Annotated in this window: 23 protein-coding genes; 6 read left to right on the top strand and 17 right to left on the bottom strand. The window is 63.3% G+C overall.

What is annotated here, in order from left to right:
• Window positions 1-73: 73 nt before the first annotated feature.
• From eno to QN084_RS17650, 16 genes are all read right to left on the bottom strand, one after another.
• A complete protein-coding gene (eno, locus tag QN084_RS17725; protein WP_021471528.1) occupies window positions 74-1,354 on the bottom strand; it encodes a phosphopyruvate hydratase in 1,281 nt (426 codons plus the stop codon).
• Window positions 1,355-1,474: 120 nt separating this feature from the next.
• Complete coding sequence (locus QN084_RS17720) at window positions 1,475-2,164, bottom strand: MazG nucleotide pyrophosphohydrolase domain-containing protein (RefSeq protein ID WP_021471529.1); 690 nt, start codon at window positions 2,162-2,164, stop codon at window positions 1,475-1,477.
• Window positions 2,142-3,284, bottom strand: coding sequence for an adenosine deaminase (locus QN084_RS17715; RefSeq protein ID WP_069694715.1), 1,143 nt, complete (start codon window positions 3,282-3,284; stop codon window positions 2,142-2,144). Before QN084_RS17715 ends, QN084_RS17720 begins: the two co-directional genes overlap by 23 nt.
• Window positions 3,285-3,312: 28 nt before the next feature.
• Entirely contained in the window at window positions 3,313-3,999 is a 687-nt protein-coding gene (locus QN084_RS17710; protein WP_031216242.1) for a DedA family protein, read from the bottom strand.
• Between the two features lie 193 nt (window positions 4,000-4,192).
• Window positions 4,193-4,861: a DedA family protein gene (locus QN084_RS17705; protein WP_062095675.1), complete on the bottom strand. Its 669-nt coding sequence runs from the start codon at window positions 4,859-4,861 to the stop codon at window positions 4,193-4,195.
• An 11-nt stretch (window positions 4,862-4,872) separates the two neighbouring features.
• A complete protein-coding gene (locus tag QN084_RS17700) occupies window positions 4,873-6,183 on the bottom strand; it encodes a thymidine phosphorylase (protein WP_021471533.1) in 1,311 nt (436 codons plus the stop codon).
• Window positions 6,180-6,578, bottom strand: a complete 399-nt coding sequence (locus tag QN084_RS17695; protein ID WP_069694714.1) for a cytidine deaminase — start codon at window positions 6,576-6,578, stop codon at window positions 6,180-6,182. The genes QN084_RS17700 and QN084_RS17695 overlap by 4 nt, the downstream gene beginning before the upstream one ends.
• Before the next feature lie 4 nt (window positions 6,579-6,582).
• Entirely contained in the window at window positions 6,583-7,872 is a 1,290-nt protein-coding gene (locus QN084_RS17690; RefSeq protein ID WP_021471535.1) for an ABC transporter permease, read from the bottom strand.
• Window positions 7,869-9,236, bottom strand: coding sequence for an ABC transporter permease (locus QN084_RS17685; protein ID WP_069694713.1), 1,368 nt, complete (start codon window positions 9,234-9,236; stop codon window positions 7,869-7,871). The genes QN084_RS17690 and QN084_RS17685 overlap by 4 nt, the downstream gene beginning before the upstream one ends.
• A complete protein-coding gene (locus QN084_RS17680) occupies window positions 9,223-10,746 on the bottom strand; it encodes an ABC transporter ATP-binding protein (protein ID WP_069694712.1) in 1,524 nt (507 codons plus the stop codon). Before QN084_RS17680 ends, QN084_RS17685 begins: the two co-directional genes overlap by 14 nt.
• A 126-nt stretch (window positions 10,747-10,872) precedes the next feature.
• The gene (locus QN084_RS17675) at window positions 10,873-11,979 is read right to left on the bottom strand and encodes a BMP family lipoprotein (RefSeq protein ID WP_021471538.1); all 1,107 of its coding nucleotides are present in this window, start codon (window positions 11,977-11,979) and stop codon (window positions 10,873-10,875) included.
• Between the two features lie 226 nt (window positions 11,980-12,205).
• Complete coding sequence (locus tag QN084_RS17670; protein WP_021471539.1) at window positions 12,206-13,228, bottom strand: NADP-dependent oxidoreductase; 1,023 nt, start codon at window positions 13,226-13,228, stop codon at window positions 12,206-12,208.
• The gene (locus tag QN084_RS17665) at window positions 13,225-13,656 is read right to left on the bottom strand and encodes an organic hydroperoxide resistance protein (protein WP_021471540.1); all 432 of its coding nucleotides are present in this window, start codon (window positions 13,654-13,656) and stop codon (window positions 13,225-13,227) included. The genes QN084_RS17670 and QN084_RS17665 overlap by 4 nt, the downstream gene beginning before the upstream one ends.
• A 48-nt stretch (window positions 13,657-13,704) precedes the next feature.
• A complete protein-coding gene (locus QN084_RS17660) occupies window positions 13,705-14,139 on the bottom strand; it encodes a MarR family winged helix-turn-helix transcriptional regulator (RefSeq protein WP_031216243.1) in 435 nt (144 codons plus the stop codon).
• 122 nt (window positions 14,140-14,261) lie between these two features.
• Window positions 14,262-15,467, bottom strand: a complete 1,206-nt coding sequence (locus tag QN084_RS17655) for an amidohydrolase (RefSeq protein ID WP_031216244.1) — start codon at window positions 15,465-15,467, stop codon at window positions 14,262-14,264.
• Between the two features lie 121 nt (window positions 15,468-15,588).
• Window positions 15,589-16,722, bottom strand: a complete 1,134-nt coding sequence (locus QN084_RS17650; protein WP_062095670.1) for a mannose-1-phosphate guanylyltransferase — start codon at window positions 16,720-16,722, stop codon at window positions 15,589-15,591.
• A gap of 297 nt (window positions 16,723-17,019) precedes the next feature.
• On the opposite strand from QN084_RS17650, the gene sdhC reads away from it, so the two are divergent.
• The 6 genes from sdhC to QN084_RS17620 all read left to right on the top strand — a co-directional run bounded on the left by sdhC (window position 17,020) and on the right by QN084_RS17620 (window position 22,835).
• A complete protein-coding gene (sdhC, locus tag QN084_RS17645) occupies window positions 17,020-17,355 on the top strand; it encodes a succinate dehydrogenase, cytochrome b556 subunit (RefSeq protein ID WP_026267095.1) in 336 nt (111 codons plus the stop codon).
• A 3-nt stretch (window positions 17,356-17,358) separates the two neighbouring features.
• Window positions 17,359-17,820 carry a succinate dehydrogenase hydrophobic membrane anchor subunit gene (locus tag QN084_RS17640; RefSeq protein WP_021471545.1) on the top strand — a complete coding sequence of 154 codons (462 nt, stop codon included), beginning with the start codon at window positions 17,359-17,361 and terminating at the stop codon, window positions 17,818-17,820.
• A gap of 90 nt (window positions 17,821-17,910) precedes the next feature.
• The gene (gene sdhA / locus QN084_RS17635) at window positions 17,911-19,710 is read left to right on the top strand and encodes a succinate dehydrogenase flavoprotein subunit (protein ID WP_021471546.1); all 1,800 of its coding nucleotides are present in this window, start codon (window positions 17,911-17,913) and stop codon (window positions 19,708-19,710) included.
• On the top strand, window positions 19,710-20,492 hold the full coding sequence (locus tag QN084_RS17630; protein ID WP_021471547.1) for a succinate dehydrogenase iron-sulfur subunit: 783 nt from the start codon (window positions 19,710-19,712) through the stop codon (window positions 20,490-20,492). The genes sdhA and QN084_RS17630 overlap by 1 nt, the downstream gene beginning before the upstream one ends.
• Before the next feature lie 120 nt (window positions 20,493-20,612).
• Window positions 20,613-21,398 (top strand): alpha/beta hydrolase family protein, encoded by a 786-nt coding sequence (locus QN084_RS17625; protein WP_069694711.1) that lies wholly within the window; start codon window positions 20,613-20,615, stop codon window positions 21,396-21,398.
• A 150-nt stretch (window positions 21,399-21,548) separates the two neighbouring features.
• Window positions 21,549-22,835: a DDE-type integrase/transposase/recombinase gene (locus QN084_RS17620; protein WP_062095146.1), complete on the top strand. Its 1,287-nt coding sequence runs from the start codon at window positions 21,549-21,551 to the stop codon at window positions 22,833-22,835.
• Window positions 22,836-22,934: 99 nt separating this feature from the next.
• On the opposite strand, the gene QN084_RS17615 is transcribed toward QN084_RS17620, so the two are convergent.
• A complete protein-coding gene (locus tag QN084_RS17615; RefSeq protein ID WP_031217095.1) occupies window positions 22,935-24,239 on the bottom strand; it encodes an ABC transporter substrate-binding protein in 1,305 nt (434 codons plus the stop codon).
• Window positions 24,240-24,339: the final 100 nt, after the last annotated feature.

The raw sequence follows: 24,339 nt of genomic DNA, 5'->3' as shown, positions 1-24,339 counted from the left end.
AGGCAAGCGTTAAACAGAACCGGCGGCTATGGTCTTTCCACCATAGCCACCGGTCAGCTGTTTTCGCGGAAGGCTAGCCCTTGAAACGCGGGAAGGCGCTGCGTCCGGCGTAGCGTGCGGCGTCGTCCAGTTCTTCTTCGATGCGCAGCAGCTGGTTGTACTTGGCTACGCGCTCGGAACGGGCCGGGGCACCGGTCTTGATCTGGCCGGCGTTGGTGGCAACGGCGATGTCGGCAATGGTGGTGTCCTCGGTCTCGCCTGAGCGGTGCGAGGTGATGGTGGTGTAGCCGGCGCGCTGTGCCAGGGACACGGCGTCGAGCGTCTCGGTCAGGGAACCGATCTGGTTGACCTTGACCAGCAGCGAGTTGGCCGTGGCGGCGTCGATGCCCTGCTGCAGGCGGACCGGGTTGGTCACGAAGAGGTCGTCGCCAACCAGCTGGACCTTGTCGCCGATCGTGTCGGTGAGGGTCTTCCAGCCTTCCCAGTCGTTCTCGTCCAGCGGGTCTTCGATGGAGACCAGCGGGTAGTCGGCAACCAGCTCGGCGTAGTAGGCGCTCATCTCGGTGGAGTTCAGGGCCTTGCCTTCGAACTGGTAGGCGCCGTCCTTGTAGAACTCGGAGGAAGCGACGTCCAGGGCCAGCGCGATGTCCGTGCCCGGGGTGTAGCCGGCGTTCTTGATGGCTTCCTGGATCAGGTCCAGTGCAGCGCGGTTGGACGGCAGGTTCGGAGCGAAGCCGCCCTCGTCGCCGAGGCCCGTCGAGAGGCCCTTTTCCTTCAGGACGGACTTGAGGTTGTGGTAGACCTCGACGCCCCAGCGGAGACCCTCGGAGAAGGTCTCGGCGCCGATCGGAGCGATCATGAATTCCTGGATGTCAACGTCGGAGTCTGCGTGCGAGCCGCCATTGAGGATGTTCATCAGCGGGACCGGAAGAACGTGGGCGTTCGGGCCGCCCAGGTACTTGTACAGCGGCAGGTCAGCCGAAGCTGCGGCGGCGTTGGCGACAGCGAGGGACACGCCGAGGATGGCGTTGGCGCCGAGCTTGCCCTTGTTGGACGTGCCATCGAGGTCGATCATCGCCTGGTCGATGCTGCGCTGGTCAGTGGCGTCGAAGCCGATCAGGGCCGGGGAGATCTCGTCGATCACAGCGTCGACGGCCTTCTGGACACCCTTGCCGAGGTAACGGCCCTTGTCGCCGTCGCGGAGCTCAACGGCCTCGTGCTCGCCGGTGGAGGCACCGGAGGGAACTGCTGCGCGGCCGATCTGGCCGTCGGAGAGCAGGACCTCTACTTCTACGGTCGGGTTTCCGCGGGAATCAAGGATCTCGCGGGCGTGGATGGCATCGATAAGCGCCATGGATGTGCTCCTTATGGTGAAGCGATTTACAGGAATCTAGAGGGGAATTCTCGACGTCCTCGTCGCTACTAGCGTAGTCGAGAGTGGCTTAGGTTACGGAACGGTTTCCTCGGGAGCACGTCACGAATGCCGTTCGTGACCATCGTGGAAGGCGCGCACGGCCTTCCGGAGTGCACGTTCGGCGTCGAGTCCCTGCCGGTGGGCGCCGGCGACGACGGCGAGCAGCAGCTCGCCCAGCCCCTTTTCGGAGTCCGGCACCGCAACAGGCCCGACGGCGGCCCGCGCACCTTGCTGATCGATGGCCAGGCCGGCGCGCGCGGCCCTGTCCAGCGATTTCTGCGCCGCCGCCAAGGCAGGCAGGTGCGGCGGGATTCCCTCAAACGGATCAGCGCGCTCCGGTTTCTCGGCGCGTTTGGCCGCATCCCACCGGACGATGATTTCCTCGACGCTGGCCGGGAAACTCTCCTGCAGGGAGCCGTCGGCCTTGAAGACGTGCTGGTTCCGCCGGATCATCTTGGCGTTGATGCCCTCTGCAACGGCTTCGAAGTCGAAACTGCCGCGCTCCTCGGCGAGCCGGGCGTGCAGCACCACTTGAAGCAGTACGTCGCCCAGCTCACCGCGGAGTTCCTCATCAACGGAACCGGCTTCGATCGAATCCACTACCTCGTAGGCTTCCTCGATCAGGTATTCCACCAGCGATTCATGCGTGAGCGCACCCATCCAGGGGCAGTGCTCACGCAGGGCACCGATTGTTTCGATAAGCCGGTCGATGCTGTTGGCGGGCTCCTTAGCCGAGGTTGGCGTAGGCATCGTTGATGTACTCCACCAAAGCCTCGCGCTCATCCAGCGGCAGGAAAGCCGCCTCGGCAGCATTGAGCGTCAGTTCCAGGAGATCATCGAGGTCGTAATCGAAGGTTTCCACCAGGAGTTCGAACTCGTCCGTCAGGGTCACCCCGCTCATGAGCCGGTTGTCCGTGTTGATGGTGACGTTGAAACCGAGCTGGAAGAGCATGTCCAACGGGTGGCTTTCGATGCCTTCGCCGAAGTTGGCGATCGCACCCGTCTGCAGGTTGGACGAAGGGCAGATCTCCAAGGGAATTCCCCGGTCCCGGACCCAGCCGGCCACGTTGCCCAAGGTGACCAGGCCGACGGTGCCCTCACCGTCGTCGTCGGCGTTGTCTTCGAACTCAACCGTGATGTCCTCCGCGATGCGGACGCCATGGCCCAGACGCAGCGCGCGGCCGTCCACCAGGGCTGACTGGATGCTCTCCAGGCCGGCGGCCTCACCCGCGTGGACTGTCGCCGGGAAGTTGTTGGCCGCCAGGTACGTGAAAGCGTCCTTGAACCGGGAGGGCAGGAAGCCGTCTTCTGCTCCGGCGATGTCGAATCCGACGGCGCCCCGGGTCCGGTGGCGGACGGCGAGTTCGGCGATCTCCTGGCCACGGTCAGCGTGGCGCATGGCGGTGATCAGCTGTCCCACCTGGATCTGCCGGCCGCTTTCGTCGGCTGCGTCCACGCCCGCTTCGAGTCCGGCCTGGACGGCTTCCGCGGCCTCGTCAAGCGTCAGGCCTTTCCGGAGGTGCTGCTCGGGAGCCCAACGGACTTCGCCGTAGACCACGCCATCCTCGGCGAGGTCTTCCACGAACTCCTTGGCAACCCGGAAGAGACCTTCCTTGGTCTGCATCACGGCAATGGTGTGGTCGAACGTTTCGAGGTAGCGCACCAAGGAACCGGAATCCGCCGATTCGCGGAACCATTCACCCAGTGCCACCGGATCCGTCGAAGGAAGGGTGTGGCCCACGGCTTCGGCCAGTTCGATGATGGTGGCAGGGCGCAGGCCGCCGTCCAGATGGTCGTGCAGGGAAATCTTGGGAAGACTCTTCAGATCAAAGTCGAGGGCAGGGGCAGCGTCAACAATTGGCTCAGTCACAGACCAACTCTAGGGGGATGACAGGTCCTTAGCCAGCAGGCTTGGAGAGGTCAGCGCCCACAACCGGCTTGCGGTCCACAGCGGGCGCGGCAGATTCAGAGGCTTCCCGGGCGGCTGCGCGCGCAGCGTCCTTACGCTCCAGGTACTTGTGCCACCAGCGCAGGGCGTGGTCTACGACGATGCCAAGAAGCACGGCGAACGCCACGGCGATGCCAACGCCCAGCAAAGGATTGTTGTGCACCCACTGGCCAGCGAGGAGTCCGATGCCGATCGAGTAGCCCACCCACGTGATACATGCGAAGGCATCAAGGATGAAGAAGGTGCGGTGGCGGAAGCCGGTCTGGCCGGCCACGTAGTTCACGGCCACGCGACCCCACGGGATGTAGCGGGCGGTGAAGATGAGCACGGCTCCGCGCTTGTCCAGTTCGTATTGCGCCCACGCGAACATTTTCTGAACCTTGGGCCGGCGCATCCACTTCCACCGGGTGAGCCCGATCTTCCTGCCGAGCATGTACGCCATGTTGTCCCCCGCCATGGCACCGATGAGGGCCGTGAAACCCAGGATCCAGAGGTTCGGCTGGCCGCTGTGGAGGGACAGTGCCGACAGGCCTACGATCGCTGTTTCGCTGGGGAGGATGGTGGCGAATCCGTCGATGAAGAAGAACACCAGCAGTACCGGGTAAATCCAGGGCTGCCCGGCTGCATGCTCGAGCATTTCGTTCAAAAACTCCACGCGGCGGTAGCTCCTAGATGAATGTGACTTGACACTGTGACGTAGATCGCTCTTAGTGTCCCATGGCCGGGACGTCGTTCGCTACGCCCCAGCCTCGGGATCACACGTTTAACGCTAGCTGCGCGGCGGAGGTTCCGGCGTCACCCGACGGGGTGATCTTGGGCTACCTGCAGGCTCATACCGTAGGTGGAGCCCCGGTGCCTTCTTCCGTTGGTTTCTGGTCCTCAAGAAGGTTCTTCCCGTCCAAGGGAGCGGCCCCGCGCACTTTGCTGATGATGCGGTCAATGATGATGCCCAGGATGACGGCCACCACGATCGCGATCACAGCTCCGAGCAGATGGTTGTCTTCGAACCAAACACCGAAGAAATACCCGAGGACCACCGAATAGCTGGCCCACAAGACGGCCGACAAAGAAGTGAGGGCAACAAACCGGCCGTGATGGAAGTGCGTGGCACCGGCCGTGAGGTTCACTGCCACCCTGCCGATCGGAATGAACCGGGCCACCATGATCAGCGAGGCCGACCGCCGTCGAAGTTCTTTCCCGGCCCAGCGGAAGGCGCCCTGCATGCGCTGGGTGCGCATCCAGCGCCACCGCCGGATCCCGATGCGGGCGCCGATGATGTAGGCGATGTTGTCCCCGGAGAATGCCCCGATGGCCGCCACCACCCCCAGCAGCCAGACGTTCGGTGAGCCGCTGCTGCCGGAGACAGCACTCAAGCCAACCACCACCGATTCGCTGGGAATCGGCGGGAAGAAACCATCGATCAGGCAACAGGCCAGCACCAGGAACAACACCCACGGCTGTTCGGCCGCGGCGAGGATGAAATCATTGATGGCCTGCACGGTAATTAAGCCTAGGCGATCCTGTCGATGATGAGCCGGTGAGCGGGACGGGATCCCTCCGGCGCGATCACCACCGCGTTAGCCAGGGCTTCCTTGGCACGATCGAACTTCTCCGGAGTGTCCGTCAGCAGTGTCATGAGGGGCTCCCCTGCACGGACCAGGGCGCCCGGCTTCGCGTGGAGGCGGACGCCCGCCGCTGCCTGGACGGTGTCTTCCTTCCTGGCCCTGCCCGCGCCCAGGCGCCAGGCAGCCACGCCCACCGAGAGGGCATCCAGCTCCACCAGGACGCCGTCCGCCGGGGCGTACACCACTTCCGATTCCTTGGCCACGGGCAAGGCAGCGCGCGGATCTCCGCCCTGGGCCTCGATCATCCGGTTCCACACATCCATGGCCCGGCCGTCCTTCAGGGCCGCGGCAGGATCGGCGTCGTGGATGCCGGCACCGGCCAACATTTCTTCAGCGAGCCGTACCGTCAGGTCGACGACGTCTTCCGGGCCGCCGCCTGCCAGGACCTCCACGGACTCCTCCACCTCAATGGCGTTGCCCGCGGTCAGCCCCAGCGGCGTGGACATATCGGTCATCAGCGCAACAGTGTGCACCCCGGCGTCCTTGCCCAACGCCACCATGGTTTCCGCGAGTTCCCGGGCCCGGGCCTCGTCCTTCATGAACGCACCCGAACCCACCTTCACGTCCAGCACCAGCGACCCCGTGCCCTCGGCGATCTTCTTGCTCATGATCGACGACGCAATCAGCGGGATGGCTTCGACGGTGCCCGTAACGTCGCGGAGGGCGTACAGCTTCTTGTCAGCCGGGGCCAACCCGGAGCCTGCCGCGCAGATCACTGCTCCGACATCCTGGAGTTGGGCCATGATTTCCGCGTTGCTGAGGTTCGCGCGCCACCCGGGAATGGCTTCCAGTTTGTCCAGCGTGCCTCCGGTGTGACCCAATCCGCGGCCGGACAGCTGCGGCACTGCCACTCCGAAAACGGCCACCAACGGAGCCAGGGGAAGAGTGATCTTGTCCCCTACCCCACCGGTGGAGTGCTTGTCGCTGGTAGGTTTCCTGCCGCCGTCGGGCGTTGTCAGCGACGAAAAGTCCATCCGCTCCCCGGAGGCGATCATCGCGGCCGTCCAGCGGGAGATCTCGGCCCTGTCCATGCCGTTGAGCAGGATGGCCATGTTCAGTGCCGCCATCTGCTCTTCGGCAATGACCCCGCGGGTGTAGGCGTCAATGGTCCAGTCGATCTGCTCCGGCGTCAGGGTGCCTTTGTCCCGCTTGATGGTGATGATCTGGACGGCGTCGAAGGCTTCGGTGCTGGTCACGGGGTTTCCTCCAGATGTTCCGGACCGAAGGCGTCAGGCAGCACCTGGTCCATGGTTTTGATGCCCTGGCTGGTCATGAGTTGCATGCCGGGCGCCCGGAATTCGTAGAGCAGCTGCCGGCAGCGTCCGCACGGCATCAAGATGCTGCCGTCGCCGTCCACGCAGTAAAACGCCACCAGCCGTCCGCCGCCGCCCATGTGCAACTGGCCAACCAACGTGCACTCGGCGCAGAGGGTGAGGCCGTAGCTGGCGTTCTCCACATTGCAGCCGCTGATGATCCGGCCGTCGTCAGTGAGGGCTGCGGCCCCCACCGGGAATTTGGAGTACGGCGCGTAAGCCCGGTCCATGGCGTCTTTCGCCGCGGCTTCCAGCGCCTGCCAATCGATGTGGCTCATCACGTCAACCCTTCACGTACGGTATGCCGCTGGCCGCGGGCGGCCTTGACCTTCCCACCAAACCGGCGACGGCGAAGATGGTCACCAGGTACGGCAGCATGGCCATGAACTGGCTGGGCACCGGAGTACCAATAATGCCCAGAATCGACTGCAGGTTGTAGGCGAAACCGAACAGCAAGGATGCCAGGAAAGCGCCGATCGGGTTCCAGCGGCCGAAAATGAGCGCAGCCAGGGCAATGAAGCCGCGGCCTCCGGAGATGTCCTTGGTGAAGGAGTCGATGGTCACCAACGTAAACACCGCTCCGCCGATGCCTGCGATGGCCCCGCCCAGGGTGACGTTCCAGAAGCGGGTGGCGTTTACATTGATGCCCAGGGTGTCGGCGGCCTGCGGGTGCTCACCAACGGCCCGGACCCGGAGACCCCACCGCGTCTTGAACAACCCGAACCACACAACAGCCACTGCGATGTACATCAGGTAGCCGGCCACGGACTGCTCAAAAAGAACCGGCCCGATGATGGGGATATCGGAGAGCAGCGGGATCGGCAGGATGTCCAGGCGGCCCGGGGTGTTGAACTGCTCTTTGTTCGGTGCCATGACCGTGCCGAACAGGAAGCCGGTGAGGCCTGACACCAGCACGTTCAGGACCACGCCCACAATGATCTGGTTCACGAGGTACTTGATGCTGAAGACCGCCAGCACCATGGAGACGGCGGCGCCCGCGGCAGCAGCGGCGAGCAGCCCGATATAGGGGCTGCCGGTCACGGTGGCCACGAGGGCAGCGGTGAAAGCCCCGCCCAGCAGCTGGCCCTCAATGGCGATGTTGACCACGCCTACCCGCTCACAGAGCACACCGGACAGGGACCCGAAGACGAGGGGAACCGCCAGCGTCACCGAGCCTGCCACCAGGCCGGCCAACGAGATGGACGGTTGCCGGGCGCCGGCCACAATCCACACGAGCACGGCAAAGACGAAGACCACGGCGAAAGCAATGGGCAACCACTTCGGTGAACGTTCTCCGCGCGTCCAGAGGTAGATCGAGTAGGCGGCCATGGCCAGGAGCAAAACGGCCAGCACAATGCCGCCGGCCTGGCCGGGAATCATCAGCGCAGGGATCTGGACCGCGTCGCCGGGATCGCTGACCTTCATCTCGGCCGTTTGCCCGGAGCCCAGCAATCCGAAGAAGACCAGTGCAACAAGGGCCAGGACGCTGAGGGAAACAGGGACTTTCAACGAGGGGCGGAAGCCCGGAAGGGACGGAGCTCCGGCCCGGGGGGCGGTTGCTGTTGCGCTCATTTGGCACCTCCGGTGGCGTTGGCGAGGGCGGCCTTCCGGGCTACCTTTTTCTTCTTCTTGGTGCTGTCCAACCGGAAGATGGACTTGATGAGCGGCGGGGCTGCGATGAACAGGACGATCAGCGACTGCACCACCAAAACAATGTCGATGGGTGTTCCCGTCTGGATCTGCATCTGCACGGCTCCCGCGCGGAATGCGCCGAACAGGAGGCCGGCAAAGAACGTGCCCCACGGTGTACTGCGCCCCAGCAGGGCCACGGTGATGGAGTCGAAGCCAATCTGTGCCGCGACCCCGCCGGTCAGGACCTTCTCGGTACCGGCTACCTGCGCCACGCCGCCGAAGGCTGCGAGGGCTCCGGCGAACGCCATGACGAGGATAGTGGCCCGCGGAACCTTGACCCCGGCCGTGCGGGCAGCAGCGGGATTTGCGCCGACAGCACGGAATTCGAAGCCAATGGTGGAACGGTTGAGCATCCACCAGACACCTGCCGTCAGCGCAACGGCCACCAGGAAGCCCAGGTGCAGCCGCGAGCCGGGTATGAGCACGGGGTAGGTAGCCGATTCATCCAGCCGGGGCGAAATGGGGCTGTTGTCCCCCGGACGCCGGAACGCCGCGGTGTTCAGGAGGAAGTCGAGCAGGAACAGGGCCACGTAGTTCAACATGATGGTCACAATGACCTCGTGGGCGCCCGTCCTGGCCTTGAGGAGGCCCACAACGCCTCCCCAGACCGCTCCACCCAGGACCCCCATAATGATGACCACCACCAGGTGCAAGCCGAAGGGAAGGTCCCAGGCGAAGCCGACATAGGCGGCCAGGGTGGCGCTGATGATGATCTGGCCCTGGGCACCGATATTGAACAAACCTGCCCGGAAAGCCAGGGCCACGCCCAGGCCGGCGCAGATCAGCGGGGTGGCTACGGTCATGGTCTCCAGCAAGGGCATGAGGCCCTGCCGGGGGTTGAAAACCGCTCCTTGGAAGAGGGCAACGTAGCTCTTGGTCATGGCGCCCCAGAGCGCCGAAAGGAAGTCGGCGGGGCGGGCAAAGAAGTACCCTGCGGTCCTGGCGACTCTGTCGTCGGTGCTGGCGATCAACAGGCCGCCGAGGATTAAGGCAACAAGGACGGCCAGGACGGAAACGAATCCATTCCCCATGACGATCCGGCGGAACAGGCTGCCTTGCTGGCGTCCGACGTCTCCGCTCTGGGAGGACACCGGAACAATGGACGGTTCCAGGGTGCCGCCCGCAGTGTCCAGCGCGACGTCGGCGGCCTGGACATCGGTGGTGGATTCCTGCCGTGCCGCTTCCGCGGCCGGTTCATTCTTCTTCTGATCGCCAGGGTTGCCGGTCGGTTCACTGGGTGTCATCGGAGCCCCCTTCCGGGCTGACGCCGGCCATCATCAGGCCGAGGGTGTCGCGGGATGTACCCGAGGGAACGATGCCCACGAGCTTGCCTTTGTAAATCACCGCAATGCGGTCTGCGAGCTCCATGACTTCGTCGAGTTCCGTGGAGACGATCATCACCGGCGTTCCCACATCCCTCTCCGCGACGATTCGCTTATGCAGGAATTCGATGGAACCGACGTCCACGCCGCGGGTGGGTTGGCTTGCAATGAAGAGCCGCAGGGGGCGGGACAACTCACGGGCCATGACAACCTTTTGTTGGTTGCCGCCCGACAACGTCCCTGCCGCAGCGCCGGCGGACGGGGTGCGGATATCGAACTCCTCGATCTTGACCTTGGCGTTCTCGGCCACTTTGCCCGGGTTCATGCTGACGCCGCGGGCAAAGGGAGCTTGGTCGTAAAGGTCCAGCACCAGGTTCTCGGCCACGGAGAACGGACCCACCAGGCCATCTACGGTGCGGTCCTCCGGAACGAAGCCGACGCCGGAACGCAGGACGTCTTTCACCGGCAGTCCCAGCAACTGCTTTCCGTCGAGGGTGACCGATCCGGTCACGTGTTCCTGGACACCAAGGATCGCTTCGGTCAGCTCGGTCTGGCCATTGCCCTGGACACCTGCGATCGCAAGGATCTCGCCTTGGGCGATGTCGAAGCTGATTCCGTCCACGATGTTGGTGCCGTTTGGCGCCCGCACCGTCAGGTTCTCCACCTTGAAAGTGGTCTCCTTCGGTTGGGCCACGGCTTTATGCAGACTCAGGCTGACAGGCCGGCCAACCATCATGGACGCAAGCTCTGCCGCAGAAGCAGTCGGCGGGGCATCGCCGACTACTTTTCCACGGCGGACCACGGTGATGACGTCCGAGACAGCCTTGACCTCACGCAGCTTGTGCGAGATGAACACGATCGATGTTCCGCCGGCCTTAAGCTGCCTCATGATGTCCAGGAGCTCATCGGTTTCCTGCGGCGTGAGCACGGCGGTGGGCTCATCCAGGATCAGCACCTTCGCCTCCCGGACCAGCGCCTTGATGATTTCCACGCGCTGCTGGACCCCAACCGGGAGGTCTTCCACCAAAGCATCGGGATCGACGTCGAAGCCGTACTTTTCGGAGATATCGCGGATCTTCCGGCGGGTTTCGTCCATGCTGAGGACGCCGCCTACGGACGTTGGCTCCGCGCCGAGCGCAACGTTCTCCGCGACGGTGAACACCGGGACGAGCATGAAGTGCTGGTGCACCATGCCGATCCCTGCAGCCATGGCGTCCCCCGGTCCCCGGAAAGCTACCGGTTGGTCGTCAACGAGGATTTGTCCGGCCGTAGGCTCATAGAGTCCATACAACACGTTCATGAGGGTTGATTTTCCGGCACCATTCTCGCCGAGGAGGCAATGGATCTGTCCGGATTCGACCACAAGGTCGATGTCTTGGTTGGCGTAGAAGCTCCCGAATGCCTTCGAGATCCCCTTCAATTCGAGTTTCACAACTCCCACCGTTCTGTGAGTCCGAGGGACGGCTGTATTGCTCACTACCTGTAGGCAGCAGCGTAGTCAGGGCAAAAACGTGCCGCCAGTACCGGGGCCCGGTACTGGCGGCTTGTTCGAGAGTTGTTACTTCTTCGGGCTGGCCGCCGATTCAACAACCAGCTTGCCCGAAATGATGTCTGCCTTGAGGGCGTCGAGTTCGGACTTGGTTTCGGCCGAAACTACGGAGTCAAGGTCGTGGAACGGTGCGAGGGCGACGCCGTCGTTCTCCAGCGTGCCAACGTAGGCTTCGTTGCTGAACTTGCCGTCCTTGTCATCCTTCACCACGGACTCCACGGCTTCACCCATCTGCTTGACCACGGAGGTCAGCATGAGGTCCTTGTACTCCGGAGCGGTGAGGTAGCCGTCGGAGTCGACCCAAATGAGCTTGACGTCCTTGCCGGCAGCCTTTGCTTCCTTCAGGGCAGCGCCTGCACCCTTGCCAACCGGACCTGCAACGGGCATCACGATGTCCGCGCCCTGGTCCAGGAGGTTGATGGTGATCTGCTTGCCGGTGTCCTGCTTCTCGAAGTCACCCGTGAAGGAGCCGTCCTGGGTAGCCTTGTCCCAGCCCACCACCTGTACGGACTTGCCCTTGGCCTTGTTGTAGGCCTGGACGCCGTCATAGAAACCGTCCATGAAGATGGTGACCGTGGGGAGCTTGATGCCGCCGAAGGTGCCCACCTTGCCGGTCTTGGTCGTGGCAGCGGCCGCGTAGCCGGCCAGGTATGCAGCCTGCGCGGTGTCGTAGACAACGGGCTTGACGTTGGCGATCGGCGTTTCGTAAGCGAAGTCGATGATCGCGAAGTGCTTGTCCGTGTTCTTCTCCGCAGCAGCCTTGGTGGCGTCGCCCAGGAGGAAGCCGACAGTGACGGTCAGGTTGCAGCCGGCCGAGATCATGCCGTTGAGGTTGGTCTCGAAGTCGCTGTTGGCCTTGGACTCGGCCGACTTCGTGGTGATCCCCAGATCCTTCTCTGCCTTCTTGAGGCCCTCGAAGGAAGACTGGTTGAAGGACTGGTCATCGAAGCCACCGGAGTCGGAGACAATGCAGCCCGTGTAGTCGCTGGCGGCGTTGGTGCTGGAACCGGCATCGGGTGCCTGTCCACAGCCACTGAGCAGGAGCGCTGCCGCGCCCATGGTGGCGACTCCGGCCATCGAACCGCGCTTCAGGGTGGCACGCAGTGGTTTCTTCAATGTTCCTCCAGGAAGAAAGTGTTTGGCGCTACGACTGGTGGTCAATGAGTGTCCGTTTCCAAAACCCCGGGGCAGAAATTCTGTTCTCACTGATGCTTCGCAGCACTGCGCCGAAGCGCACTGATGCAACCAGACTAGTGGCGAAAAACACATGGAGGTAGCACAAAAGCAGCCTGCGGCACAGATCGTTGACTTTTTGTTACCAAGCAGTAGGGCGCCCCGCAAGTCACAGGCGGACGAGCATCTTCCCGGTGTTCGCACCCTCGAGCAAATCGATGAATGCCCCGGCCGCATTTTCCAGGCCGTCCACGATTGTCTCGTCGTAGCGGACAGTGCCGTCCGCCAGCCATGCCGCCATCTTTTCCCGGAACTCCGCCGCGTGTGCGCGCTGTCCCCCAACAAGGAAACCCCGGAGCGTCAGCTGCTTGCCGATGGCAACGGCCAGGTTCCGCGGTGCGGCAGGCGGCTCGGTTGAGTTGTACTGGGCAATGGCCCCGCACATGGCAACCCGGCCACCGACGTTCAACATTTCCAGGGCCGCTTCCAGATGGTCGCCGCCCACGTTGTCGAAGTACACATCGATACCGCGCTCCCCCGCCGCGTCGCGCAACTGATCCACCACGGGAGCGTCGTTGTAGTTGAAAGCCGCGTCGAAGCCCAATTCCAGCAGCCGCGCCACCTTCTCCGGCGATCCCGCGCTGCCGATCACCTTGCCGGCGCCCATCGCCTTGGCGATCTGCCCCACCATGGAGCCAACGGCCCCGGCAGCACCGGAGACAAAAACGACGTCGCCTTCCTTGAATTCGGCCACCTTGAGCAACCCCGCATAGGCGGTGAGGCCCGTCATGCCCAAAGCACCAAGGAACGCCGAGTCAGGCGCCAGGCCGGCAGGCACCGTGCTGGCGGCCGAGCCGTCCACCACCGCATGCTCGCGCCAACCCAGTTGATGCACGACGACGTCACCCACCTTGTGCGCGCCCGACCTGGACGCGATCACCTCACCGACCGCACCGCCGTCGAGCGCTGCATCAAGGCGGAAGGGGGCCGAGTAGGATTTCCGGTCATTCATCCTGCCGCGCATGTACGGATCCACCGACATGAACCGGTTCTCCACCAAAATCTGCCCGTCCTTGAGTTCGGGCAGGTCTGAATGGACCATCCGGAAGTTCTCCGGAGCGGGCCGGCCCTCCGGACGGGAGGCAAGGTGGATTTCCCGGGTCTGCACAGGAGCGCTTGTGGAAGTGCTCATGCGGCGAACTCCACGAGCTTGAGGTCGACCGCCATGTTGCCGCGCGTGGCATTCGAGTACGGGCAGACCTGGTGGGCCTTGGCCATGAGTTCTTCCGCCGTGGCCCGGTCCAGCGCAGGAAGTGCGATCTCGAGTTCAGCGGCGAGCCCGAACCCGTCTCCCTCGGCGAGGGGGCCGATGTGGATCCTGGCCGCCACCGCCGAATCAGTGAGGTCGGCGCGTTCCTTGCGTCCTACCAAGCGCAGGGCCGAGTGGAAGCAAGCGGCGTAGCCTGCAGCGAATAGTTGTTCAGGGTTGGTTCCCTGTCCGTTTCCGCCCAGTTCGACGGGGCTGGCGAGGGTGACATCAAGCTTGCCGTCCTTGGTGCGGGCATTGCCGTCGCGGCCTTCTCCCGAGGCCAGCGCCTCGGCTGTGTAGAGGGTCTTCATGGGTGTCTGCCTTTCTGGTTGTGGCAAATCTTTTCTTGCGAGGAAAATTCAGAGCGATTTCTGCAATGCGGCGGTGAGCTTGCCCAGGGTGGCGTGCAGCTGCCCGATTTCTGCAGGCGTGAGCCCCGCCGCGTCCGCCAGCCTTCGTGGCACATCCCCGGCCCGTTCGCTGAGCTTGGTGCCGGCGTCGGTCAGCACCACGTCCACCCGGCGCTCGTCCTCGGACGATCTGCGCCGTTCGACGAGCCCCAGGGCTTCGAGCCGCTTCAGCAGCGGCGACAGCGTGCCCGAATCCAGCCCGAGCTCGGCGCCAAGTTCGCGCACGCTGCGGGGATCGTTTTCCCACAGCACCAGCATCACGAGGTATTGCGGATAGGTCAGCCCCATTTCATCCAACACAGGGCGGTAGACCGCCGTCGCAGCCTTGGACGCCGAGTACAGCGCAAAGCAAACCTGATGACGGAGCCGGGGTGCATCACTCATGCTGAAAACGATAGTCCACAATTAAGTTGTGCACAACTCAATCTCCCCCACTTCACCCAACTGGGTCGCGTTAGTGCGCGTTTTCAGCGTTCAAAACGCGCACTACTGCTACCCAGTTGGGTCTATTGCTGCTGGTCGCGGATGGTCCGCAAGGCGGCCGCGCTCAGGACGCGGATCGCGTAGCCCAATGCCCGTTCGTCGACGATGAAATCGCCACGGTGAAGGTCATACACTTCGCCGCCCGGAGTATGCGTGCCGAGGCGCATCATGGCGCCCGGCAGGTCCGCCAGGAACCAGGCGAAATCCTCGCCACCCATGGATTGCGGGGTCAGGACCACGGCGCTCTCGCCAAGCTCTGCACGTGCAGCGGCCTCGATCAGCGCCGTCTCGTGTTCGGAGTTCACTACGGGCGGGACGCCGCGGGTGTGCTCCAAATGGACGTCAACTCCGTAAGGGGCGGCAACCTGCTTGACCACTTCGTCCAGCAGCTCGCCGGCGTCGTGCCAGGCATCGCGGTCCAGGCACCGCATGGTCCCGGCCATGTAGCCGGTACCCGGAATGGCGTTCGGGGCGGAGCCTGCCGAGATTTGGCCCCACACCACGGACACGCCGCTGCGGACGTCGACGCGGCGCGACAGGACCGCGGGGACGTTGACCGCAATTTGGGCCAGGGCGAAGACCAGGTCTTCGGTCAGGTGCGGGCGCGAAGTGTGGCCGCCGCGACCCGTCAGCTCGATCTTGATGGTGTCCGACGCCGAGGTAATGGCACCGATGCGGGTACCGATCTGCCCCACGTTGATGCGCGGATCACAGTGCAGCGCGAGGATCCTCGGCACGCCCTCCAGGACGCCTTGCTCAATACAGGACAACGCCCCGCCCGGCATGGTTTCCTCGGCAGGCTGGAAGATGATGCGCACCGATCCGCCCAGCGGGGTGTTCTTGTGCATGCGCTGCAGGACCAACGCGATGCCCAGCATGGTGGTGGTGTGGACATCGTGCCCGCAGGCATGCGTCACGCCATGGTTCTTGGAGGCGAACGGAAGCCCCGTCTCCTCGATGATCGGCAGGGCGTCGATGTCGCCGCGCAGGGCCGTTGCGATGGGCCCCTCACCCACGTCCACGGTCAACCCCGTGCCCTCGAGCCGGCGGGGTTTCAGGCCTGCGGCCTCCAGCCGCTCGACGAGCTTGTCCGTGGTGCGGAATTCCTTGAAGGACAGTTCCGGATGCGCATGGAGGTCACGCCTGAATTCGATGAGTCCGGGCAGGAGCTCATCCACCCAAGGACTCACGACGGGTGTGGGCTCGGTTTCAGTCGTGTAATTGCGCACGAAACAACTCTAGCCATCCACGGCCCTCGAAGACCGAAAGCCACCTCTTGGTTACGCTGCGTTCAGCCGCAGGCAACCAAGGGTGGCTTCCGCTACGGGGTTCAAACCCCAGGAATCGGACCTAGAGGACGTCGGTATCTCCGCTGGCCTTCAGCGCATCCACTGCACCCTTGACCCGCTGGGCGTGCTCCTTGGTGGTCACCAACAGCGCGTCCGGCGTGTCCACGATGACCACGTCCTTGATGCCGATGAGGGCGATCACCCGCTTGGTGTCGGTAACCACCACACCGCTTGCGTTCTCCGCGAAAACGCGTGCGCCTTCACCCAGGACGGTCACTTCGTCGACGTCGCCCGCGTTGTTGAGGCGGCCAATCGCGGCGAAGTCGCCGACGTCGTCCCACCGGAAGGTACCGGGCACGACGGCGACATCCCCGGCTGCCGCTGCCGGCTCAGCAACGGCGTAGTCGATGGCGATCTTGGGCAGGGTTGGCCACACACGGGACGTGACTTCCGCCCGGCGCGGTGTATCCCAAGCCTCCGCGATCTCCTGGACGCCTGCGAAGAGTTCGGGCTGGTTGGCTTCGAGGTGCTTGAGCATGAGGGCTACTGGTGCAACGAACATGCCCGCGTTCCAGACGTAGTCCCCTGCTTCCACGTATTTGCGGGCGACGTCTTCGCTGGGCTTCTCCACGAACTCGGCTACGGCCAATGCGTTCGGAGCGCCGTCCACCTTCAGGGCTTTTCCGGAGCGGATATACCCGAAGCCGGTGGAAGGGTGGGTCGGCTTGATGCCGATGGTCACGATCTTGCCCGTTGCGGCCGTGAAGATCGCTTCGCGCACGGTGTCCTGGAAGAGGTCGTCCGGGCTGATCACCTGGTCTGCGGCAAACGAGCCCATGATGGTCTCCGGATCGCGGCGGTGCAGGATGGCGGCGGCAAGGCCGATCGCGGCACCGGAATCCTTGGGCTCGCTTTCCAGCACGAGCTCGTCATCCCCTACCTCGGGGAGTTGGCGGCACACGGCTGTACGGTGGGCTTCGCCGGTCACCACGAGGACCCGCTCACCGGCCAACGGCTCCAGGCGGTCGTACGTGGACCTCAGCAACGTGCTGCCGGATCCGGTCAGGTCATGGAGGAATTTGGGCGCGGCGGCCCGCGAAAGCGGCCACAGCCGGGTCCCCACACCGCCGGCTGGAATTACCGCATGAAAGCGGTCCAATGGCGATTCCGGAATTGTCGCGTCTTCTGTACTCACCTCAACACTTTATCCGACACGGTGCCTTGCACCCGGGCACGACGCAGATGTGGCTTTCGTCTCATGTTGTCCAAAAATCGGCGGAAATACAGGCAGGAAACGCCGGACGGCCAAGCAATGCAGCCGGTCCTGAATTGAATAAGCTGTGAGCGAAGCCTAGATTTAGGCGTGAGCTACGAGTGCTCTCGCAGCAGGCGTTCCCCCCGCGTGGATCCCATGCCAGCGCCGCTGTGTTGCAGGAAGGTTTATTCAGTGCCGACAAAACCAGCTGGCACCTTGTACCGCGGCCGTGAAGGCATGTGGTCCTGGGTTGGACACCGTATTACCGGTGTAGTGATCTTTTTCTTCTTGTTGGTCCACGTGCTGGACACCTCATTGGTGCGTGTGTCCCCGGAGGCCTACACCGCCGTCATTGGCGCTTACAAGAACCCCCTCATGGCCCTGGGTGAAACGGGCCTGGTCGCTGCGATCATCTTCCACGCCTTCAACGGCCTGCGCGTGATCGCCATCGACTTCTGGAAGAAGGGCGCAAAGTACCAGCGCCAAATGCTGTGGGTCGTACTTGCACTGTGGCTGGTTACGTTCGCAGGTTTCGCTATCCGCCACCTTTCCCTCGCGCTGGGAGGCCACTAAGCCATGACTACTATCCAGGCCCCGCGTTCGGGCAAGATCGCCCCCAAGTACAACCGCTCCGGCTCCAGCCGCGGCAACTTCGAGATGATCGCATGGCTCTTCATGCGCCTGTCCGGCGTCGTGCTGGTGGTCCTCATCTTCGGTCACCTCTTCGTGAACCTGCTGGTGGGCGAAGGCATCCATGCCATCGACTTCGGCTTCGTGGCCGGCAAGTGGGCCGATCCGTTCTGGCAGTTCTGGGATCTCGCCATGCTCTGGCTCGCGATGCTCCACGGCACCAACGGCGTCCGCACCATCATCAACGACTACGCGGAAAAGGACTCCACGCGCTTCTGGCTCAAGGGTGTCCTGTATGCCGCCACGTTCGTCATCGTCATCCTCGGCACCCTGGTGATCTTCACCTTCGACCCGTGCCCCGTAGTCGACGGTGTCCAGCTGCCGGGTGGATTCTGCCCGGCACCGTAGCGGTTCCGGCGGGCCGGTTCCAACCGGCCACCCGACCAGCGGAACAGACTCCGCCGACCATCTGAATTTTTGAAAGAGAGAGCATCTGGTATGCAGGTCCATAAGTACGACGTCGTTATTGTCGGTGCAGGTGGCGCCGGCATGCGCGCCGCGATCGAATCCGGTCAGCGTGCACGCACCGCGGTACTGACCAAGCTCTACCCCACCCGCTCGCACACAGGTGCAGCCCAGGGTGGCATGTGTGCAGCACTGGCCAACGTCGAGGAAGACAACTGGGAGTGGCACACCTTCGACACCATCAAGGGTGGCGACTACCTGGTTGACCAGGACGCAGCCGAGGTCATGGCCAAGGAAGCCATCGACGCCGTGCTGGACCTGGAAAAGATGGGCCTGCCCTTCAACCGCACGCCCGAAGGCCGGATCGACCAGCGCCGCTTCGGTGGCCACACCCGCGACCACGGCAAGGCTCCTGTCCGCCGCGCCTGCTACGCAGCAGACCGTACGGGCCACATGATCCTGCAGACGCTGTACCAAAACTGCGTCAAGCACAACGTTGAGTTCTACAACGAGTACTACGTCCTTGACCTGCTGCTGGTTGAGGAAGATGCCGTTCGCGAAGACGGCACGCCCTACAAGCAGAAGCGCGTTGCCGGCGTCGTCTCCTACGATCTCGCTTCCGGTGAGCTGCACGTCTTCCAGGCCAAGTCCGTGGTGTTCGCCTCCGGCGGCGCGGGCAAGGTCTTCAAGACCACGTCCAACGCACACACCCTGACCGGTGACGGCATGGGCATCGCATTCCGCCGCGGTATCCCCCTGGAAGACATGGAGTTCTTCCAGTTCCACCCGACCGGCCTCGCCGGCTTGGGCATCCTCCTCACCGAAGGTGCCCGCGGTGAGGGTGCCATCCTGCGTAACTCCGAGGGTGAGCGCTTCATGGAGCGTTACGCCCCCACCATCAAGGACCTTGCGCCCCGCGACATCGTGGCCCGCGCCATGGCCAACGAAGTCCGTGAAGGCCGCGGCTGCGGCCCGAACAAGGACTACGTCCTCCTTGACCTGACGCACCTTGAGCCCGCGCACATCGAAGCGAAGCTGCCGGACATTACCGAGTTCGCCCGCACCTACCTTGGTGTTGAACCGTTCACGGATCCCGTGCCGGTGTTCCCCACGGCCCACTACGCCATGGGCGGCATCCCCACGAACATCACCACCGAGGTCCTGCAGGACAACGACACCACTGTTCCCGGCCTGTACGCCGCCGGTGAAGTGGCCTGCGTTTCGGTCCACGGCTCCAACCGCCTTGGCACCAACTCGCTCCTGGACATCAACGTGTTCGGCAAGCGTGCAGGCATTGCGGCCGCGGAGTACTCCAAGACCGCGGACTTTGTTGAACTCCCGGAGAACCCGGAAGCAATGACCCGCGGAATCCTGGACAGCCTGCTCAGCGGTACCGGCACCGAGCGTGTGGCCCAGATCCGCAAGGAACTGCAGGACACCATGGATGCCAACATGCAGGTGTTCCGTACCAAGGAATCCCTGGAGCAGGTCCTCCGCGACATCGCTTCCTTCGAGGAGCGGTACAAGAACGTCACCGTTCAGGACAAGGGCAAGCGCTTCAACCTGGACCTCCTGGAAGCCGTTGAACTTGGCTTCCTGCTCGACATGGCCAAGGTCATGACTGTCGGTGCCCTGCACCGTGAGGAATCCCGTGGCGGCCACTACCGCGAGGACTTCCCGGACCGCGACGACGAAAAGTTCATGAAGCACTCCATGGCTTACCTGGACAACACCGTCACCGCCGACTCGTCTGCCGAGTCCGTTGCGGGCATCCGTCTTGAGACCAAGCCCGTTGTCTTCACCCGTTACGAGCCAATGGAGCGTAAGTACTAATGACCACCGAAATGGCGGAACCCGCTTCCAAAATCGAGCTGCCCGCAAGCGTTGCCGGCGAGGGTGAGATCCCCACGTTCCACATCACCTTGAAGGTGCGCCGCTTCGACCCCGAGATTTCGGACGAAGCCCGCTGGGACGAGTACAAGCTGACCATGTACGGCACGGACCGCGTCCTGGATGCCCTGCACAAGGTCAAGTGGGACATCGACGGAAGCCTTTCCTTCCGCCGCTCCTGCGCCCACGGTGTTTGCGGATCCGATGCCATGCGCATCAACGGCCGTAACCGCCTGGCCTGCAAGACCCTGCTGAAGGACCTGGACACGTCCAAGCCCATCATCGTGGAGCCGATCAAGGGCCTTCCCGTGGAGAAGGACCTGATCGTGGACATGGAACCCTTCTTCCAGTCCTACCGCGAAGTCATGCCGTTCCTCATCAACAAGGGCCACGAACCCACCAAGGAACGCCTGCAGACCGTTGAAGACCGTGAGCGCTTCGACGACACCACCAAGTGCATCCTCTGCGCCGCCTGCACCTCGTCCTGCCCGGTCTTCTGGACCGACGGCCAGTACTTTGGTCCGGCAGCAATCGTCAACGCACACCGCTTCATCTTCGATTCCCGTGATGACGCCGGCGACATGCGCTTGGAGATCCTCAACGACAAGGAAGGCGTGTGGCGCTGCCGCACCACCTTCAACTGCTCCGAGGCATGCCCCCGCGGCATCCAGGTGACCAAGGCCATCGCCGAGGTCAAGCAGGCCATCCTGTCCCGCAAGATCTGATCCACGGTTCCCCAAGGAACACAGCGAAGAACGGCGCCGCCCACCTCCAGGTGAGCGGCGCCGTCGTCGTTAATCATCAACCGGCCACAGCGTGCCGGATCCAATCACCAAGGAGGCCGCATGTCGCGCCCAGAGAAAATCACCTTTACGGGCAGCACCGGGGACGCTTTGGCGGGCATCATCGATGTTCCGGAAGGTCCCGTCCGCGGGTGGGGCATCTACTCCCACGGGCTGACGCTGGGCAAGGACAGCCCCGCCGCCTCCCGGATCTGCAAGGGCCTCGCGGAGCAGGGAATCGGGATGCTGCGTTTCGACAACCTCGGGCTGGGCGGCTCCGCCGGAGAGTGGTCGGCCGGTTCCTTCAGCGTGAAGGTGGCGGACACCATCCTGGCCGCTAAGTTCATGCGCGAGCAAGGCCGGGGAATCTCCCTGCTGGTGGGGCATTCCTTTGGCGGTGCGGCCGTTCTTGCCGTCGCCCGCGACGTTCCCGAGGCAAATGCGGTGGTGACGGTCGGCGCACCTTACGAACCCAGGCACGTTGAGCACATGTTCGACGCCGAGATCGAGGCCATCCGCCGCGACGGCAGCGCAGTGGTGGACCTCGGAGGTCGTCCGATGGAGATCCGCAGGCACTTCGTGGAGGATGTGGAACGGGCCGACCTGCGCGATTGCATCCGCACCTTGCACAGGCCCCTCATGGTGATGCACTCCCCTACGGACAACACCGTGGGGATCGACAACGCCAGCGAGATTTTCCGCACGGCCCGGCATCCGCGGAGCTTCGTTTCCCTTGAAGGCAGTGAGCACCTGCTCACCGGCAAGGGCCAGGCTGCCCGGGTGGCACGGATCATCGGCGCGTGGGCGGATCCCTACGTGGAGCTGCGCGAAGAGGACCCAGCGTCCTAGGCCCCCCAACTGGGTCGCAGCAGAGCGCGTTCCGGACGTCCAGAACGCGTGTGGAGTCTCATGACTTAATAGACAGTTCTGTCTCATGACTTCGTAGACACTCTGTCTCAGGACATCGTGGACACTTAGCTTGCGGGTTTGCTGCTATGCATGAGCAAACCCCAACCGGACATCAAGATCCGGCATGCTGTGGCAACGTGGTCCGAGGATTCGCCCAGAGGCGCGGTTACTGCGTTCTGCAGGAAGCACAATGTCTCCCGGGCCTGGTTCTACCGGGTCCGGGCGGCGGCTGCCGAGGTGGGGCCGGTGAAGGCATTGGAGAAAAAGCCCACGATTCCAAGAACCATGCCGGCCCTGACCCCACAGGCGATGATCGAGTTGCTGCTCGGTACCCGGGCGGAACTGCAGGAGAGCGGGCAGGACCACGGTCCGCTTTCTGTCATCGCGAAGCTCTCACGACAAGGCTTCACACCGCCCTCGCGTGCCACCGTGGCCAGGATCTTTTCCCGGGCCGGTGTCGTGATGCCCGAACCGCGGAAGAAGCCTCGAAGCGCCTACAAAAGGTTCGTCTATCCGCAACCCAACGCGTGCTGGCAAATCGACTCGACCGAATGGCAGCTCGCCAGCGGCAAGAAGGTAGCCATCTTCCAACTCATCGATGATCATTCGCGTTTGGCGCTGGCTTCCCTGGTCGCACCCGGCGAAACCAGCGCCGCCGCAATCGCCGTCGTTACCCAGGCCATCGAACGCCACGGAGCACCGCAGAAGTTCCTTTCCGACAACGGCTCGGCACTGAATCCCACCCGCCGCGGCCGCACCGGGGCCCTCGTGGAGTTCCTCAAAGCCAAAGGCATCGAACCGATAACGGGCAAACCCTACAAACCCACCACCCAAGGCAAGAACGAACGCTTCCACCAAACCCTGCACCGATACCTGCACAGGCAACTCCCGGCCCCTTCAATGGCTGCCCTGCAACTGCAGGTCGACGCTTTCGATCTCTACTACAACAACGAACGCGAACATCAAGGCCTACCCGCGGGAACGACGCCCTATGAGGCCTGGAACGCCACCCCGAAAACGCCCCCGCCAACCGTTCCTGAGCAAGTCACGCCCGCAACGGACAGGCAAAGCGCGCACCGAACAGTGAACCGGAACGGGTCCGTGACGATCCTAGGAACCCACTTCAAAATGGGCAAAGAACACACCGGCACCACCGTGCACATCATCTACGACGACACCACCATCATGTTCTTCGGAGCACAAGGCACCGAGATCATCACTCACCCCAGACCTCCGCACGGAACCACCTACGTCGGCAACGGAAAACCCTCAGGAGTCGTCGCAGACCCACAAGGCACCCGCAAGAAACGAACAAAGTACCCGCCCCGCAGAGGCCGACAAACAAAGTCCCAAGACGAAGTGTCCACACAGTCGTGAGACAACAACCGTCCACGAAGTCATGAGACATGAAGTGTCTACAAGGTCATGAGACATGACAGACGTCCAGAACGCGCTCTGCTGCGACTTAGTTGGGTGCTACTTGCCGATGGCCGCCTTGCTTTCGGCCAGCCACTGTTCTGCGCCCTTCTCCGGGCTCAGCCGCTTGAACAGGACCTCGGTATTGATGCGGGCCGTGATCTCCGAAACGGCGGTGGAACCTGTAGGGCCGATGTAGGTGGGTGCGAATTCCATCTTGCCGATCTGGTCGATGTAGGCCGCCTCGACCTTGCCCTGCGGCGTGAGCTGCTCCTGGATCGCGCTGCGAATGGCCGAGTTGCCGGGTACGCCCCGGTCGCTCTGGATGATCTTGCCCGCGGCCTCGTTGTTGACCAGGAAGTTCACCAGCTTGGCTGCGGCGTCGGTGTGCTTGCTGCGGGCGGAGATGGTGTAGAACTGCGAGGACTGGAGCCAGATGCCCGGCGTGGGGGTTTCGCCCGGGAGTTTGAGCAGCTTCAGTTCGGCACCGGAGGCCTTGCTGAGGGCAGAGAGCGAATTGCTCCAAGTCAGCATCATGCCGGCCTTGCCCATGCCCATAAGGGTCTGCTCGGTGCTGACGTTCAGTTTTTCCACTGTCTCGGAGGCGCTGGGGGCAGCGCCCGATTCGCTGAGCTTCAGTGAGTAGTCGAAGTAGGCCTGCACTGTGTCCTTTTCCAGGCCCAGCTGACCGTCCTGCGTATACAGGGACTGACCGCGCTGGCGTGCGAAGGCGTCCAGGGAGTCATGGGTCAGAACGGTCGCAGTGCCGTACGTTCCCTTGGGACTCTTTTCAGTAACTTCCTTGGCGATTTTGGCGAAGTCGTCCCAGCTCCAGGTGTTGTCGTCCGGCATTTCGACGCCGGCGGCCTGGAAGACAGCAGGGTTGACCACGATCGCCAGGGCGTTGGCGCCCGTGGACACACCGTATTGGGTACCCTTCACCTGACCGTTTTCCACGGCGCCCTGGTCCAGCTTGGAGAGATCAAGCGACCCGCTGACTTTCGACAGGTCCAGGAGGGCGCCGCGGTTGGCGTACTCGGCGGGGTAGGCTCCACCCATGGTAATGACGTCCGGAGCGTCATTGGCTGCGACTTGGGTGGCCAGCTTGTCGAAGTAGCCGTTGATGTCGCCATACTCGGGTTTTACTTTGATGTTCGGGTTGGCGGCCTCGAACTCCGCGATTGCCTTGTTGGTCAGCTCGGCCCTTGATGCGTTGCCCCACCAGGAGAACCTGATCTCCACCGGACCATCCTCGGGCTGGTTGTTGCTGCCGCCGCCGGCACAGCCCGTGGCCAGGCCCGCAAGGCCCATGGCCACGACAAAGGCCATTGTTTTTCGGACACTCAGTACAGGTTTACGCACCATTGGGTAAGCTTCCTTTACGCTCAGAAAACGGTTCCTGAAACGTATCAACTACGATAGAGTGCGTCAATAGTTCCCGCTGTTAACTATTTCGCCGACGCCC

It is taken from the genome of Paenarthrobacter sp. R1 (assembly GCF_030264015.1).
GTDB classification, from domain to species: domain Bacteria; phylum Actinomycetota; class Actinomycetes; order Actinomycetales; family Micrococcaceae; genus Arthrobacter; species Arthrobacter ureafaciens.
Note: the sequence above shows the minus strand (reverse complement) of the source record. Positions and strands in the feature narration are given on the sequence as shown.